Origin of the sequence: uncultured Psychroserpens sp., assembly GCF_947494225.1 — a bacterium.
GTDB lineage: Bacteria > Bacteroidota > Bacteroidia > Flavobacteriales > Flavobacteriaceae > Psychroserpens.
Genome location: NZ_CANLUG010000001.1, coordinates 107,342 through 124,160, shown reverse-complemented (window position 1 = coordinate 124,160; position 16,819 = coordinate 107,342). Strand labels below are relative to the sequence as shown.

Annotated in this window: 15 protein-coding genes; 4 read left to right on the top strand and 11 right to left on the bottom strand. The window is 33.7% G+C overall.

The annotated features are described in order from the left end of the window. Positions 1 to 2 precede the first annotated feature (2 nt). The 3 genes from Q0893_RS00485 to Q0893_RS00475 all read left to right on the top strand — a co-directional run bounded on the left by Q0893_RS00485 (position 3) and on the right by Q0893_RS00475 (position 1,921). The gene (locus Q0893_RS00485) at positions 3 to 614 is read left to right on the top strand and encodes a biopolymer transporter ExbD (RefSeq protein ID WP_298904339.1); all 612 of its coding nucleotides are present in this window, start codon (positions 3 to 5) and stop codon (positions 612 to 614) included. A gap of 11 nt (positions 615 to 625) precedes the next feature. Beyond that, positions 626 to 1,102: a biopolymer transporter ExbD gene (locus tag Q0893_RS00480; RefSeq protein WP_298904341.1), complete on the top strand. Its 477-nt coding sequence runs from the start codon at positions 626 to 628 to the stop codon at positions 1,100 to 1,102. A gap of 141 nt (positions 1,103 to 1,243) precedes the next feature. Continuing rightward, positions 1,244 to 1,921 (top strand): porin family protein, encoded by a 678-nt coding sequence (locus Q0893_RS00475; RefSeq protein ID WP_299271822.1) that lies wholly within the window; start codon positions 1,244 to 1,246, stop codon positions 1,919 to 1,921. Between the two features lie 10 nt (positions 1,922 to 1,931). Here the strand turns inward: Q0893_RS00475 and Q0893_RS00470 are convergent, their stop codons facing one another. The 4 genes from Q0893_RS00470 to Q0893_RS00455 form a co-directional block, all read right to left on the bottom strand. Then, positions 1,932 to 2,570, bottom strand: a complete 639-nt coding sequence (locus Q0893_RS00470) for a hypothetical protein (protein WP_298904345.1) — start codon at positions 2,568 to 2,570, stop codon at positions 1,932 to 1,934. After that, positions 2,567 to 4,027 (bottom strand): RNA polymerase factor sigma-54, encoded by a 1,461-nt coding sequence (gene rpoN, locus Q0893_RS00465; protein WP_299271819.1) that lies wholly within the window; start codon positions 4,025 to 4,027, stop codon positions 2,567 to 2,569. The genes Q0893_RS00470 and rpoN overlap by 4 nt, the downstream gene beginning before the upstream one ends. Positions 4,028 to 4,169: 142 nt before the next feature. Further along, entirely contained in the window at positions 4,170 to 5,603 is a 1,434-nt protein-coding gene (gene asnS, locus Q0893_RS00460) for an asparagine--tRNA ligase (RefSeq protein ID WP_298904505.1), read from the bottom strand. A 34-nt stretch (positions 5,604 to 5,637) separates the two neighbouring features. Then, positions 5,638 to 8,037 (bottom strand): efflux RND transporter permease subunit, encoded by a 2,400-nt coding sequence (locus Q0893_RS00455; RefSeq protein WP_299271818.1) that lies wholly within the window; start codon positions 8,035 to 8,037, stop codon positions 5,638 to 5,640. A gap of 241 nt (positions 8,038 to 8,278) precedes the next feature. Here Q0893_RS00455 and Q0893_RS00450 point away from each other — a divergent pair, with 241 nt between their 5' ends. Beyond that, a complete protein-coding gene (locus tag Q0893_RS00450; protein WP_299271816.1) occupies positions 8,279 to 10,942 on the top strand; it encodes a hypothetical protein in 2,664 nt (887 codons plus the stop codon). 1 nt (position 10,943) lies between these two features. On the opposite strand, the gene Q0893_RS00445 is transcribed toward Q0893_RS00450, so the two are convergent. The 7 genes from Q0893_RS00445 to rplM all read right to left on the bottom strand — a co-directional run bounded on the left by Q0893_RS00445 (position 10,944) and on the right by rplM (position 16,696). Then, positions 10,944 to 12,221: a DUF5686 family protein gene (locus Q0893_RS00445; protein ID WP_299271814.1), complete on the bottom strand. Its 1,278-nt coding sequence runs from the start codon at positions 12,219 to 12,221 to the stop codon at positions 10,944 to 10,946. Between the two features lie 62 nt (positions 12,222 to 12,283). Then, positions 12,284 to 12,841: a ribosome recycling factor gene (gene frr, locus Q0893_RS00440; RefSeq protein ID WP_298904360.1), complete on the bottom strand. Its 558-nt coding sequence runs from the start codon at positions 12,839 to 12,841 to the stop codon at positions 12,284 to 12,286. Positions 12,842 to 12,890: 49 nt separating this feature from the next. Continuing rightward, positions 12,891 to 13,598, bottom strand: coding sequence for a UMP kinase (gene pyrH, locus Q0893_RS00435; protein ID WP_298904362.1), 708 nt, complete (start codon positions 13,596 to 13,598; stop codon positions 12,891 to 12,893). 137 nt (positions 13,599 to 13,735) lie between these two features. Further along, positions 13,736 to 14,710 (bottom strand): translation elongation factor Ts, encoded by a 975-nt coding sequence (tsf, locus tag Q0893_RS00430; RefSeq protein WP_298904365.1) that lies wholly within the window; start codon positions 14,708 to 14,710, stop codon positions 13,736 to 13,738. A gap of 88 nt (positions 14,711 to 14,798) precedes the next feature. Continuing rightward, a complete protein-coding gene (gene rpsB / locus Q0893_RS00425) occupies positions 14,799 to 15,623 on the bottom strand; it encodes a 30S ribosomal protein S2 (protein ID WP_298904366.1) in 825 nt (274 codons plus the stop codon). 231 nt (positions 15,624 to 15,854) lie between these two features. Then, positions 15,855 to 16,241, bottom strand: coding sequence for a 30S ribosomal protein S9 (rpsI, locus tag Q0893_RS00420; protein WP_298904368.1), 387 nt, complete (start codon positions 16,239 to 16,241; stop codon positions 15,855 to 15,857). Next, a complete protein-coding gene (gene rplM / locus Q0893_RS00415) occupies positions 16,241 to 16,696 on the bottom strand; it encodes a 50S ribosomal protein L13 (RefSeq protein WP_230934935.1) in 456 nt (151 codons plus the stop codon). The genes rpsI and rplM overlap by 1 nt, the downstream gene beginning before the upstream one ends. Positions 16,697 to 16,819: the final 123 nt, after the last annotated feature.

Sequence of the window (16,819 nt, the reverse complement as noted above, 5' to 3'; positions counted from 1 at the left end):
TTATGGCAAAACGATCAGCACCAGAAGTTAATGCAGGATCTATGGCAGATATTGCATTCTTACTTCTTATATTTTTCTTGGTAACGACAACGATTCCTAAAGATTCTGGAATTAATCGTAAGCTCCCTCCAATTGAGGAAAACGATGAAGATGTTATTATTAAGCAAAAGAATATTTTTACTGTTTTAATTAATGGTAAAGATCAATTATTAGTTGAAGATGAACTAATGGAGCTTAAAGATTTAAGAGCAGCGGCTATTGAGTTTTTAGATAATGGAGGTGATGGTTCTTGTGATTACTGTAATGGAAAGAAAGATCCAGCATCATCAGATAATCCAGATAAGGCCATTATTTCATTAAAGAACGAGAGAGAAACGTCGTATAAACAGTATATTTCGGTTCAAAATGAATTGGTAGCGGCTTATAATGAATTACGTAACAGAAGAGCAAAATTAATAGGACCTAGAAGAGGATTTCCAGATATGGATTTTGTGAAGATGGAAGAGAATTTTAAAGACGCTAAGTTCACTGGTAATAGAGAGAAACTAAAAGAGATTATTGAGGAAATTAGAACAGAATATCCAGAAAAGCTCTCTGAAGTTTACACTAAATAAAACACAAGAAAATGTCTAAATTTAAAAATAAAAAAGACGATGCTTTACCAGCGGTAAACACAGCATCTTTGCCAGATATTGTTTTTATGTTGTTATTTTTCTTCATGGTTGTAACAGTTATGAGAGAAGATACATTACTCATTGAAAACAAATTGCCATTGGCCGATCAGGTAGAAAAATTGGAAAAGAAATATCCAATTAGTTATATCTATGCAGGTAGCCCAACAGCCTCTTTTCAAGAACGATATGGAAAAGAAGCGCGTTTACAACTTAACGATAAATTTGCTGAAATTGGCGAAATAGAATCTTTTATTAATGCCGAAAGATTGGCTATAAGAGAGGAGTTGAGAGATTACTTAACGGTATCATTAAAAGTTGATAGCGAAGCAAATATGGGTATTGTTGGTGATATTAAGCAAGAACTTAGAGAGGCTAATGCCCTTAAAATTAATTATGCAACAGGTTCTGGTAGTGCATTAGACAACTAACTACGAGCCTATTAATTATAAAAAAAAGCATCCATTTAATGGATGCTTTTTTTATTCCATCTACTCAAAATTTTTTACAGACTATTGAGTTATATTTGTATCATGAAGCAGGTTTTATATTTAATAATCTTACTAATGTGTATGCAGTCACTGGACGCTCAAGAAGTGATTTCAAGTGAAAACGCATCAGACTCTATCGTCGATAAGAAATACAGAGAGGATCAATTTTATATTTCTGTAACCTACAACCTGCTTGGAAAAAAACTCGATGGTGTTTCTCAAAACGGATTTTCGAGCGGATTTCACTTTGGGTTTATTAGGGATATGCCCATTAATGTAAAGCGTAACAAAGCCATAGGTTTGGGCTTAGGTTTATCAACAAACTCCTATAATCAAACCCTACTTATTGCTGAAAATAGTGGCAGCTTTAATTATTCTATATTAGATGATGACGAGACATCGTTTAGTAAGAATAAATTCACAACCTATCTCATTGAAGTGCCTTTAGAATTTAGATGGCGAACGTCAACACCAACCAATTACGATTTTTGGAGAATATATGCAGGTATTAAATTTGGGTATGTTGTATATAGTTCCTCTAAATTTAATGGAGAACCTAATGATATTCAATTGACTAATATTGATGATTTTAATAGGATTCAATATGGTCTAACACTGAGTGCTGGATATTCTAATGTGAGTTTTCATTTGTATTACTTACTCAATCCCATTTTTGATTCTAATGCTAAACTCAGCACTACTGGTCAGTCCATTGAGATGAATGCCATTAAGATTGGACTTATATTTTATATTCTTTAAAAATGTAAAGTTAAATCCAGTAATTTAACAAGAGTAATTGTGGTAATAAGCCCACAAAAAAACCTACAATTAATTCTGAAGGTGTATGAGCTTTTAGATGTAATCTTGAGGTTGCAATTGCCCCTAAAATGATACACATTAAAGCAATAGTGCCATTAATGTTTATCTTGAAATGAATGGCTACAGCAATGGCGAACATAAAAAAACCTGCGGAGGCTATCATATGAATACTAGCTTTGAATTTCAATAAAACAAGAACAAGACAAGTGATTGTTGAAATAAGAATACCCATAAAAAAGAAGTATAATTCGGGTAATTCATCAAGAGGTAATACTCTAATCAGAACAAGTGCAATGATAAAACTATTAATGATAAGCGGAATTCTACGTTCTGAAACATGCTCTAAGTGAAAAGATTCTACCTTCCTGAGTGTTTTTAAGAGGTAAAATAATAGAATAGGTAAAACAATGGTGAGAATAGTAATAGAAAATACTTTCGCCTTCATTCTAGGTTCAGGAACAAAGCGTGGTGTTTTTGAGAAATAAAATACAACACCCAATAACGGCATCAATAATGGATGAAAAATATAAGATATACTTTTTAGAAATTGATCTGAAATGCGTGTCGTAAGCTGTTTACCTTCAATCATATTTTCTTACGTAATCTCGCTACTGGAATATCTAACTGCTCGCGATATTTAGCAACAGTTCGGCGAGCTATCGGATAGCCTTTTTCCTTAAGAATAGTTGCTAATTTTTCATCGGTTAATGGCTTTTTCTTGTCTTCCTCTTCAATAACTGTTTCTAGTATTTTTTTAATCTCACGAGTTGATACCTCTTCACCTTGATCATTGGTCATAGATTCACTAAAAAATTCTTTAATGAGTTTTGTTCCATAAGGTGTATCTACATATTTACTATTGGCGACACGCGAAACTGTAGATACGTCCATATCAATCTCATCGGCAATGTCTTTTAAAATCATTGGCTTTAACTTGCGTTCATCGCCTGTAAGGAAGTATTCTTTTTGATAATGCATGATAGCACTCATCGTAACAAAAAGAGTCTGTTGACGCTGTTTAATAGCTTCAATAAACCATTTAGCAGCATCCAGTTTTTGTTTGATAAATAATACGGCGTCTTTTTGAGATTTACTTTTGTCTTTAGATTCTTTATAGCCTTTCATCATGTTGCTATACTCTCGAGACACATGCAGTTCTGGCGCATTTCTGCCATTAAGCGTTAATTCTAGTTCGCCATCTACAATTTTAATTGCAAAATCAGGAACGACATGCTCAACTATCTTATTGTTTCCAGCGTAAGAACCACCTGGTTTTGGGTTAAGGCGCTCTATTTCTTCTATTGCATCTCTTAATTGAACTTCAGTGATGTCAAATTTTTGAAGTAATTTTTTATAATGTTTCTTTGTAAACTGATCAAAGGCTTTATCGATAATAGCGATGGCAAGCTCAACATCTGGATGTTTATCTTTTCGATGTAATTGAATACTTAGACACTCTTGGAGGTTTCTAGCACCAACACCGGCTGGATCTAATTGATGGACCTTAAGCAATACTTTTTCAATAGTTTCTTCGGTAGTAAATACATTTTGAGTAAAGGCCAAATCATCCATAATATCGCTCAATGAACGTCTTATATAGCCACTTTCATCAACACTTCCAACCAAAAACTCTGCTATTTCTCGCTGCTCATCACTAAGCCTAAATGTATTTAGTTGATTTCTCAAATGCTGCGTAAATGATGTTCCTGCAGCATAAGGGACATTTTTTTCTTCATCATCAGCGCTATAATTATTGGCCTGTGTACGATACTCAGGAATGTCATCATCACTCAAATATTCGTCAATGTTGATGTCTTCTGTGTTGATAGTTTCGTTGTCATCATACTCATCGCCTGAGTTGTCAAATTCATCAAACTTGTCTTCATCTTTAGAATCTTTCCCTGTATCCAAGGCAGGATTCTCTTCTAATTCTTGTTTTATACGTTGCTCAAATGCTTGTGTAGGCAGCTGTATCAACTTCATAAGCTGAATTTGTTGTGGGGACAACTTTTGAGATAATTTAAATTGTAAATATTGTTTGAGCATAATCTAAATTTGGTACAAAGTAAAGTTAAAAAAACTATTGATAATTGCTTGCAAAAACAGTGCCCTTTTATAATAATTTAAAAGACCTACCAGATTTTAAATCTAATAGGTCTTATAAATAAATTTATATACTGTGATTTAATTAAAACTCGGCATTTTGAGGAGTTCTAGGATAAGGAATAACATCTCTAATATTTCCCATTCCGGTAGTGAACATAACCAAACGCTCAAAACCTAATCCAAATCCAGAATGAACAGCAGTTCCGTATTTACGCAAGTCTAAATACCACCACAATTCTTCTTCTGGAATATCTAGTGCTTTCATTTTTTCTTTTAAAACCTCCAAACGTTCTTCTCGTTGTGAACCTCCAACCATTTCTCCAATCCCTGGGAATAAGATATCCATAGCACGAACCGTTTTTCCATCTTCATTTAAGCGCATATAAAATGCTTTTATATTAGCTGGATAATCAAACAAAATTACTGGACACTTGAAGTGTTTTTCAACTAAGAAACGTTCATGCTCACTCTGTAAATCTGCACCCCATTCTTCAATAATATATTTGAATTTCTTTTTCTTATTGGGTTTACAGTTTCTTAATATATCAATAGCTTCCGTATAGCTAACACGTTTAAAATTATTGTCTACAACAAACTTTATTTTTTCAATCAAACTCATTTCTGAGCGTTCGGCCTGAGGTTTGGTTTTTTCTTCGTTGAGTAAACGTGTTTCTAAAAACTCAAGGTCTTCTCGATTGTGTTCTAAAACATAACTCAATACCGATTTCATGAAATCTTCAGCCAAATCCATATTTCCAGCTAAATCCATAAAAGCCACTTCTGGCTCAATCATCCAAAATTCTGCTAAATGACGAGTAGTATTAGAGTTTTCAGCTCTAAACGTTGGTCCAAAAGTATATACCTTTCCAAGAGACATAGCATAAGTTTCTGCTTCTAATTGCCCAGAAACTGTTAAGTTAGTTTCCTTTCCAAAGAAATCTTGCTTGTAATCAACATGGCCTTCATCATCCAAAGGAGGATTTTTAGCATCTAGACTGGATACGCTAAACATTTCACCAGCACCTTCGGCATCACTTCCAGTAATAATTGGTGTATGCATGTAGTAGAACCCATTCTCATTAAAGTACTTATGTACGGCAAAAGACAATGAAGAACGCAAACGCATAACAGCGCTAAATGTATTAGTTCGTGTGCGTAAATGTGCATTTTCTCTTAAGAATTCGAAGGTGTGTTTCTTGGGTTGAATTGGGTATTCATCAGGATCAGAATCACCTAAAATAACAATAGACGACACTTGTATTTCTACTTTTTGCCCTTTTCCTTGACTTTCAACTAGGTCACCTTTAATATGAACTGCAGCGCCTGTTGTAATGCGCTTTAATAAGGCTTCATCGGTATTTTCGAAATCAACTACACACTGTATATTATTTATCGTCGAACCGTCATTTAAAGCAATAAAACGATTGGCTCTAAATGTTCTAACCCAACCTTTAATTTCTATAGGCTGAAATGTAATATCTTGTGTTAATAGTTGTGAAACTGTATAGCTCATTATTCTGAAATTTTATGCAAATATAATTGTTATAGGTTTAATTCTCTTCGGAAGTTTCATCTTCCTCTGGGATAATATTTATTGAAGGCTTTCGCATCACTTCCTTATTAGCAATGCTACGTTCAAGAGATAATAGTAATGACGGAAGTAAAAGTAAATTGGATAGCATAGCAAACAATAAGGTCGCAGATACTAAGGCGCCCAGAGCCACAGTGCCTCCAAAACTTGATGTTGTAAATACGATAAAACCAAAGAACAATACTATAGAGGTGTAGAACATGCTCACACCTGTTTCACGTAATGCTCTATAGACCGATTTGCGTATTTTCCAATGGTTTGCTTGAAGTTCTTGTCTGTACTTCGCTAAAAAATGAATGGTATCATCAACAGATATACCAAAGGCAATACTAAATACTAAGATTGTCGATGGTTTAATAGGAACGCCTAAATACCCCATTAATCCAGCTGTTATGACTAGTGGCAGTACGTTAGGGATTAATGAAACGATAATCATTCTAACAGATCTAAACATATAAGCCATGAATATTGAAATCAAAATAATGGCAAGCGACAACGATATGGCTAGGTTTTTCACTAAGTATTTTGTGCCTTTCTGAAATACTAAAGCCTTTCCAGTCATGGTTACATTATAACGATCTTTGGGCTGAAATACCTTATCAATTTTATTCTGAAGATCTTCCTGAATACGCTCCATTTTATCAGTGCCAATATCTTTCATGAACGTCGTAATTCTGGCATATTGCCCAGTACTGTCTACAAAGTTTTTTAAGAGATCAACATCTGAAGATGAGTTTTTAATATAGGAAGAAATAAAAAGTTGTTCTTGACTAGTAGGTAACTGATAGTATTTAGGGTTACCATTAGTGTAAGCTTGTTTGCTATATTTTACAAGGCTAACTACAGAAATTGGTCGAGATAGTTCTGGAGTTTCATCAATGAGGTCTTCAATTTGCTCCATTTTTTTCAGCGTACTCAATTTCATAACCCCTTTTTTACGCTTGGTATCTATCATAATTTCAAGAGGCATAATTCCATTAAATTCCTCTTCAAAAAATCTAATGTCTTTAAAAAAAGCCTCTTCTTTTGGCATGTCTTCTATAAGACTACCCGAGATTTCTATTTTATATATTCCAATAATACTGGCAATAATAAGTACTAAAGACGTCACATAAATGGCAATTTTTTGCTCTCTTACCATACGCTCAATCCAATTTACAAAACCACCAATCCAGCGTTTATTTAAATGTTCGAGGTGACGATCTTTTGGATAAGGTAAAAACGTATAAATTATTGGAATTACTAAGAGGCATAGTATAAAAATTGCAAGAATACTTAACGATGCAACAATACCAAACTCTTTCAAAAGTTTACTTTCAGTTAAAATAAAGGTTGCAAATCCAGATGCTGTAGTGACATTAGTCATGAGCGTTGCATTACCAATTTTCGTAATTACACGCTGTAAAGATTTTACCTTATTACCATGGAGTTTTACTTCATGCTGATATTTGTTAATAAGAAATATACAGTTAGGAATTCCAATAACGATAATTAATGGAGGTATTAATGCAGTAAGTACTGTAATCTCATAGTTTAGCAATCCTAAAATTCCAAATGTCCACATGACGCCCACGCAAACAACAATTAGCGAAATGAATGTTGCTCTAAAAGATCTAAAAAAGAAAAAGAAAATAAGTGAGGTAACACCTAACGCAAGCCCAATAAAAAGCCCGATTTCATCTACAATATTTTGAGAATTTAACGTACGTATGTAGGGCATACCTGAAATTCTTACATCCAGGTCGTTAGCATCTCTAAAGGCTTTGATTTTTTTATCTAGCGTGAGCATGATAAAATCTTTCCTTGCAGCCGTATTTACGATGTCTTTTTTTAGATAAATAGCTGTTCTAATGGTTCCAGTCTCAGTATTAAAGAGGAAGTTGTCATAGAACGGATATTTTTCAAAAAGCTCAGTTTTTAATAGGTTAATTTGTTCTTGAGACGAAACAGAATCTTTGATAAAAGGAACAAGGTCAAACTTTTCGGCCTCATTATTTTTCAGAAGTTTTTGAAGGTCTTTAACAGACACTACGGTCTCTACTTCGTCATAGGCTTTAAAATCTTCAGAAAGTTGGTTCCAAGCATTTAACTTTTCAACGGTGAAAAGCGTAGAATCTTTAACCCCCAGAACAATTAAGTTTCCTTCTTCTCCGAACACATCAAGAAACTTGTTGTAGGTTATATTAACCTCATGGTCATCAGGAAGTAAATTAGCTTCGGTATAGGTAAAACGCATGTTATTCCACTGCGAACTAAAGAAAATAGTAGCCAGAATAATGGTAATAAGAATACCAATTTTGTTTCGCAAAATTAGTCGCGCAACAACTTCCCAAAAATCCTTCGTAAACAATTTAAACATGTGCTTTATAAAAGAAGCGCAAAGTTAGGAAAAACCTAGTGATTGTGTGTAAAAAATAAGATTTATTAACACTCCTTTTTTTTTTGAAAATATCTAGAAATATTATTCTGGATTTAACATTTCGATATTAGAATAATAGTGTAAATATCTATAACTTGAAATAAAAATTAAATTGTATAGGGTTTACTTTTATAAATCACGGATTTTAGTGTTGTTTTTACTGTTGCTCACAACGAATTTGTTGGCGCAAACTAGTAAATCATACACGCATAATTCGTTGGCAGAAAAAGTTTACTTACAACTAGATAATACCGTTTACACCACTGACAAAACCATATGGTTTAAAGCTATTCTCATTAATGCTGGAACTCATCAGACAGCTTATTCCAGTGGAGTTTTATACGTTGACTTAATAGATTCAAAACAGCACATTGTTAATTCTAAACTCATTAAAATTAAAGATGGTATAGGTAATGGTCATTTTGAATTAGATAGAAGCTATAAGCCAGGAATGTATTTGATTAGAGCTTATACCGAATGGAATAAAAATTTCAATTCAGATTTTATTTATGAAAGGGAAATTCAAATATTTTCTGAAAATAAAAACGATAAGTATCATAAGCCAATTGAAAATATTAGACGAGTAGATAGTCATGCCATCACTCAAAGGTTTAAAGCCAATTTGTATCCAAAGCTAATTGACCCAGAGCATAAGAAAAATTTAATGGTTTTTGTAGCTCAAGATGGTCAAGTAGATACGCTTGTTTCAAAGAGAGGTAAAGACGATAGCTATGTTTTAGAATATGAAATTTCAAATCAATCCAAGCATGTAGAGTTAAGTTTTTTAACTGATAATAAACGTTCATATACAACGACGTTTTCAACACAATTAGGCTTTATAGATTTACAATTTTTTCCTGAAAGTGGAAACCTTATAAGTGGTTTGTCCAATAGAGTAGGTTTCAAGGCAATTGGAGCAGACGGTAGAGGTGTTTTTGTTGAAGGACATGTTTTGAATGAAACTAATGAAATTATAACATCCTTTAAGAGCAACACGTTGGGAATGGGAAGTTTTATGTTGGACAACGTAGATAGCGCTACACAATATAAGGTGCAACTCAAGTCCGATAATAATGTTGGAGAAAACGTATATTATTTACCACCAGCTGTGCAATTAGGTTATCTGATAAACGTGATTTCTAAAAACGATAAAATCTATGTAGCCGCTAAAACTAACATTAAAGGCAACAATTCAATAGTTTTGAAAGGAATGTCTCGCGGGTTTGAGTATTTGAAACAAGAGGCTACTTTAATTAATGGTAGTTTTATTTATGTATTTCCAAAGGCATTATTTCCTGAAGGTATTATTGCTTTTACATTGTTTGATAATACAAATGTACCTGTGGCAGAACGTTTGTTTTTCAATCATGATATAAGTAAACGGCTAATGGTTAATGCGACATTTGAACAAAAAAGTAGATACCAGAGAGATAAAATAGATTTAAGTATTTCCACTCAAATACCAGATAAAATTTCTGTTGGTGCCAATGTCTCGGTGTTAGTTTTAAATAAAGAAAACCTAGATAGTAACCATCAAAATATACGATCTTATTTTTTATTGAGTTCTGATTTGAAAGGCCCTATAGAAAATCCAGGATTCTATTTTCAGGATGGGCACATTGAAGATATTGATTTTTTGATGTTAACTCAGGGCTGGCGCAGATACAAATACCATGACGCTATAAGGAAATTGAATTATAAACTCGAAAAAAACTTAAATGTTTCTGGAATAGTAACGCCTAAAAACTCCAAAAATAAAAACAGTCCTATTGAATTGATGTTAATGACTTTTGATAAACAACGCTCGGTTTATACAACAGATGTTGTGGCTCCTGGAAGTTTTGAGTTTCAACTAAATGATATATACGGAAAGGAGCAGGAAATTGTAATTCAAGCTCTTGATAATACCGAAACAGATAAGAGTGATTATAATATAACTTTAAATAAGAAAACAGAACTTCCAGTTGACTTTGTTATAAATACTATAAGTGGAGTCAAGGATAGTTTAGTGCAAAAGATTGTAGAAAAAAATAGAGAATTTAAAAGCAAACAAGAACAATACTACTTTAATACGTTTGGCACAACCAAATTAGATGAAATTGTTATCAATGGCTATAAGATGACACCCATGAGAAAAAAGATGGCTGACAATTATGGAAACCCAAATGCGGTAATTGACGGCAAAGCTCTAAGAGCAGCAGAAAGCGAACTATCAACAGGTCTTTTTAGTGTGCTTTTTAGTAGTAGTTTCAGAGATAAGATTATTATCACCAGAGGCGTTACAGGAGATCTCAGTGCAAAAACAGCTAAAGGAGGAAGAGGTCATGTGACCTTATTTGTTGTAGATGGAGAGCCAGTGACCGAAGTCAATATGCCAATGCTTCAATATTTGTTGGTAGATGAGATTACGAGTGTTGAGGTTATTAATAATGCAAAAAAATTAAAAAAATTATACAGCATTGTCATGTCTGCACCTCCTCCACAAGGTCGTTTTGAGGGCAGTATTATAGCCATTTATACGCGTTCTGGTAGAGGTTTATTTGGTGCTATTAGAACTTCAGAAGAGAAATTAGAGTTAAATGCGATACCTGTGTTTTCTATTGAAAAAGAATTTTATGTGCCTAAACACGATTCTAATCATGTCTATGATTTGTCTGTTCCTGATTTTCGATCTACGATATTCTGGGAACCACAGTTAATAATAGATGATAAAGGAGTCCAAAATCTTAGTTATTATCATTCAGATAATGTAGGAACATTTCAAATTATTATCGAAGCCATTTCTAAAACAGGCGAAATAGGATATCAGGTCCTTAGTTATACTGTCGAAGAGCGCACTAATTGATCTATAGACTCACATTAAAGGTGAACTTGGCTGCAAAATTATCGGCCCATGATGGCAGGTGATATCCGCCATAACGATACGCGAAACTTAAACCAAAACCAAAGAGTAGTTTGTTAAGTTCTATTCCTGCTTCAGAGTATCCTTTAGATAACGTATTAAATTCGATACTTTCATGACGATTAATGTTTTTCATGTCACCAATAGCAAATCTAGAAATAAGGACGAGCTGTGGTCTATAGCGTTCAGTAATTTTAAAAGGCCGTACAAAGTGTTTAAGTTGCAGTGTGGTAAAACGATCAGAAAAGAACTCATTAAAATACATCGTTTCAAAACTGTTGATTCCTGCTACCGAAAAGCGTTGTAGAACGGTTTCTTTAGTAATATTATTTGGGTAGGCGTGATATAGATGTGTTAAAGGTGTGTTGCCTAAAGCAAGTCCAGATGTTAAAATAGCTTCGGTAAATACCTTGTCGTTAAAAATAAAGCGATGTACTGTTCTAAAATCGGTTTTAAAAAAATTAAAATCTCCTTTAAGAACATTCCTAAAACCTTGAGTGAACTGAAGTGAAAATTTCGGATAGCCGCTTTTAACTTCTTTTACTTGACCATTGTCTTTTTCAAAATCACTAAATGGACTCCATTGTAAAGATACTTTCGCTGTACTTAAATCAAAGGTCTCATAAGATGTATCGTCAATTGTATAAAAATAGTTGTAGGTTGGGTTTATTTTACTAATCGCAAATTGGGTTTCAGATAACAAATGATTTGAGAACTGATGTTCAACAGAAATAGATTTTGTTATGTGCTTATGGAAGAGGTCAATATTAAGTAATCTTGGTTCAAAAAAGGAGAAAAAACGTTTATCGGTTAAAAACGTAGAACTGCCTGTTTCTTGAAGGTCATCGATATATGTTAAGTTAATCCATGTATTTGTCGCTTCATTTACTCTTAATCCGCCACCAATTTTATACTTGAAACGATGATCTCTAAAACCATAAACAACATAGCTGTTTATGCGATATTTTTTAGAAAAGCCACTATTTGTTTCACCACCTAAACCAGTTCTAAATCCTTCATATTGATTAAATTTTATAAGATATTTTAGATCTATGTTGAGGAATTTAGTTGGAAAAAATCCGTTACCTAGTTGCTTTAAGAATTCTCTTTTATTTAAAGAATCATTTTGAACCTTGGTCGAATCGTTTTCTGGAATTGGATGTTGTGAATATAATGCACAAGTAAAGAGCATAAATAAAATTAAGCAATAAGTCTTATGCATGTAATGATGAATAAATTTAAATTAATAAAAAAAGCGACGTTAGGTTAGTCGCTTTTTGAGTTTTATACTGTCATGATTTCATTTTCCTTGACTTCAAACGTATTGTCTGCTTGTTTAACGAATTTGTCTGTCATTTGTTGTATATCAATTTCGGCATTTTTTTTCTGATCTTCAGAAACATCATCAAGTCCCTTAATCTCATTATTGGCATCTTTACGCGCATTTCTAATACCTACTTTTGCATCTTCAGCTTCTGCTTTTGCTTGTTTTGATAATTCACGTCTACGCTCCTCTGTTAAAGGAGGAACATTGATAATGATACTTTCACCATTACTCATTGGGTTAAATCCTAAGTTGGCGATCATAATGCCACGTTCAATTTCTTGAAGCATACTTTTCTCCCAAGGTTGAACAGTAATTGTTCTACCATCGGGTGTATTAACATTAGCCACCTGACTTAAAGGTGTTTGTGCACCATAATAATCTACTGTAACACTTCCCAACATGGCAGGACTTGCTTTTCCAGCTCGAATATTACCAAATTGCTTTTCCAGGTGCTTAATAGCATTATCCATAGCTTCTTGAGCCGTATCTAATATAAATTTTATGTCTTCGTTCATAATTTAAAAACTTTAATCTGTAAAAGGCTTAACAAAAAATGAGCCAAAATTATAAATTAACTTTAGTACCAATATTTTCTCCAGAAACTACTTTAAGTAAATTCCCTTTTTTATTCATATCAAAAACGATGATCGGTAATTTGTTTTCCTGACTTAATGTAAAAGCTGTTGTGTCCATAACTTTAAGTCCTTTTCTCAATACATCATCAAAGGTAATGTGATCAAACTTTATTGCATCCGCATTTTTTTCTGGATCGTCATTATAAATACCATCTACGCGAGTTCCTTTTAAAATAACATCAGCTTCAATTTCAATTGCGCGTAAAACAGCTGCCGAATCTGTCGTAAAATATGGATTTCCTGTTCCTCCACCAAAAATCACAACACGACCTTTATTGAGGTGACTCATTGCTTTTCTTCTAATAAAAGGCTCAGCAACCTCGTTGATTTTAATAGCCGTTTGTAGGCGTGTTTTTACGCCAGCATCCTCCAATGCATTTTGTAAAGCCAAACCATTAATAACGGTAGCAAGCATTCCCATATGATCACCTTGAACGCGATCCATGCCATTCATTGCGCCAGCAACACCTCTAAAAATATTTCCACCACCAATAACAATGGCAACTTCAACATCTAAGTCTGTTATTTCTTTGATATCTTTGGCATATTCTGCTAAGCGTTCGGGGTCAATACCATATTGACGAGAGCCCATAAGAGCTTCACCAGATAATTTAAGTAGGATTCTTTTGTACTTCATTATTTACATTGAAAGTTTAGCAAATATAATCATTATCTTTTTTTAGTAAAGTAGAAACTTATAAATAAAAAAAACCACTACTCTGTATTAAAGTGTAGTGGTTTTATTTATGAGGTTCTTGTTTTTCTAGGAATAAATTATCCTACTGTAGCACGTTTAAATCCAGTAACAGAAACGTCACCATAAGATTCAACATACTGAGCAACAGTTTTCTTTTCGTCTTTGATAAACTTTTGATCTAATAAACATTGTTCTTGATCTAAAGTCGTGTTATCAGAAATAAAACGCTCCATTTTACCTGGTAAGATTCTATCCCAGATTTGTTCTGGTTTACCTTCTGCTTTCAATTCTGCTTTTGCAGCTTCTTCAGCTTGTGCTAAAACTTCAGGAGTTAACTGAGCCATAGAGATGTACTGTGGTACATTCTTTAAAGTCTTACCTAAACGTCCTAATTCAATATTATCTTTTTCGATAACAGCAATTCTAGCTTCAGTTTCAGAAGCAACATATGCAGGATCAAAATCTTTATAAGATAATGTTGTAGCTCCCATTGAAGCAACTTGCATAGCAACATCTTTAACTAATACCTCTACATTGTCAACCTTTGCAGATAATCCTACTAAGGCAGCAATCTTGTTGATATGAACATACTGTCCAACGTAAGGTGCATCTAATTTTTCAAATGCTGTAATGTCTAATTTCTCTCCAATAACTCCAGTTTGTTCTGTTAACTTTTCTGCAACAGTCATTCCTCCAAAGTCAGCAGCTAAAAATTCTTCTTTAGTATTGTAGTTTAATGCAACATCTGCCAATTCGTTAGCTAATGCTACGAAATTTTCGTTTTTTCCAACGAAATCAGTTTCACATCCTAATACGATAGCAACACCTGATGTGTTGTCTGCATTAATTTTTGCGATTGCAGCACCTTCAGATGAATCTCTATCAGCTCTTTTTTCTGCAACTTTTTGTCCTTTTTTACGAAGTACTTCAATGGCTTTGTCAAAATCGCCTCCAGCTTCAACTAAGGCTTTTTTACAATCCATCATACCAGCTCCGGTAGCTTGTCTTAATTTATTTACTTCTGCAGCTGTAATTTTTACAGTATTTTCCATTGTTTATAAAAATTTAAAAAAGTCGTTTAATTTATATTTCCTAATGAAAACAATTAAACGACTTAATTATATTGTGTAATTGTTTTATTTATTCTTCTTCGTTAGCGGCAACTGGTGCAGCTACTTTTGGTTCGGCTTTTTTCTCAGCCTTTTTCTCAACTTTTACTTCTTTTTTTGCTGCTGGTGCTTTGTCGTTTTTAGCAGCATCTCTTTCTGCTTTGTCAGATTTTCTTTCAGCTAAACCATCTGCAACTGCCGACGTTACTACTGATAAAATTTTGTTGATTGACTTTGACGCATCATCATTAGCAGGAATCAAGTAATCTACTTCACGAGGATCAGAGTTTGTATCTACCATTGCGAAGATTGGAATGTTTAATTTCTGTGCTTCTTTGATAGCAATGTGCTCACGCTTGATATCTACAACAAATAAAGCACCTGGTAAACGTGTCATGTCAGAGATAGAACCTAAGTTCTTTTCTAATTTTGCTCTTTGACGATCTACTTGTAAACGCTCTTTTTTAGATAATGAGTTGAATGTTCCATCTTTCTTCATACGATCAATCATAGCCATTTTTTTAACGGCTTTTCTAATTGTAACGAAGTTAGTTAACATTCCACCTGGCCATCTTTCTGTAATGTAAGGCATGTTTACAGCGCCTGCTTTTTCAGCAACGATGTCTTTAGCTTGCTTTTTTGTAGCAACAAATAAGATTTTCTTTCCAGAAGCTGCAATCTTGTGAAGGGCTTCAGAAGTTTCTTCAATTTTTGCTGCTGTTTTGTAAAGGTTGATGATATGGATACCGTTACGTTCCATATAAATGTAAGGAGCCATGTTTGGATCCCATTTTCTTGTCAAGTGACCAAAGTGTACACCTGCTTCAAGTAAGTCTTTTACTTCTACTTTTTCCATTTTGTAATAGTTTACGTTCTGTTAAATTAGCAATGGTTGAGTGGTTGCTTTTCGCTCGCCTTAACCATTTAGATGCTAAACTGTACCTGAACTCGTTTCAGGATTTTTTTAATTGTTACTGAATAAAAATTCAGTGGTTTTAATTTAAAGCTGTTCTGACGATTAACCATCAGAACAGCTTTGAGATTTTTATATTCCGAAGAAAATTCAGAATAATAAAAAAGGATAGGATTAACGTTTCGAGAATTGGAACTTTTTCCTTGCTTTCTTCTGACCGAACTTCTTACGTTCAACCATACGAGGATCTCTAGTTAATAATCCTTCTGGCTTTAATATTAGTCTGTTTTCTGCATCAAGTTCGCACATTGCACGAGATAATGCTAAACGGATCGCTTCGGCTTGACCTGTAATGCCACCACCATAAACGTTTACTGTAATATCAAAGTTGCCATCGTTGTTAGTCATAGCTAAAGGTTGGTTTACCTTATACTGCAATGTTGCAGTAGGAAAATAAACCGCCATGTCTTTTTTGTTTACCGTGATCTTGCCTTTTCCTTTAGCAAGGTACACACGAGCAACAGCCGTCTTTCTACGACCGATTTTGTGAATTACTTCCATTAGTTAACTTTGTTTAAGTCGATTGCTTTTGGCTTTTGAGCTTCATGTTTGTGCTCAGAACCAACAACAACATTTAAATTACGGAATAAATCTGCACCTAATTTGTTTTTAGGGAGCATTCCTTTTACTGATTTTTCCACGATTCTTGCAGGATCTTTTCCAAACAATTCATTCGCAGTTAAACTTCTTTGACCACCTGGATACCCTGTGTGACGAATGTACGTTTTGTCATTCCACTTGTTTCCTGATAAGTTGATTTTTTCAGCGTTGATAACAATTACGTTATCTCCACAATCAACATGTGGTGTGAAGTTAGGCTTGTGTTTACCTCTTAAAAGTATTGCTACTTTAGAAGCTAAACGACCTAGCGTTTGATTCTCAGCGTCAACTAAAACCCACTCTTTATTAACAGTAGCTTTGTTTGCTGAAATCGTTTTGTAGCTTAATGTGTCCACACTTATTAATTTTGTTATTAAACATTCCTCTCTTAAAAAAGAGTTTGCAAATTTACGATTAAATATTTGATTACCAAATCCTATTTAGCCAATATTTTGAGAGGGATTAAAAATAGTTTTATT